Here is a 233-nt window from a genome sequence, read left to right as displayed (position 1 = left end):
GCTTGCCGATCTGCAATGACCTGACGGCATTGCTTGGTGTCATAAGCTCCATCGGTATAAACAGAGTCAATCTGCTCATCTTGTGGAATCTGATTAAGTAAATCACCAAGCACCTGTGAATCACTGACATTATTGGTTGTAAGCTGAACTGCTCGTATTTGCAGGGTTTTGGCATCTATACCAATATGTAGTTTACGCCATTGGCGACGATATTCAGGTCCATGTTTCTTGCG

General features: G+C 43.8%; 1 protein-coding gene. It reads right to left on the bottom strand.

The genetic code is table 11. From position 1 onward, the window contains the following. The coding region (locus NI468_RS16220; protein WP_253102652.1) for a transposase at positions 1 to 233 on the bottom strand (233 nt) is incomplete at both ends.

Source organism: Acinetobacter lwoffii (assembly GCF_024129355.1).
GTDB classification, from domain to species: domain Bacteria; phylum Pseudomonadota; class Gammaproteobacteria; order Pseudomonadales; family Moraxellaceae; genus Acinetobacter; species Acinetobacter lwoffii_I.
This window is presented reverse-complemented; position numbering and strand designations above follow the sequence as displayed.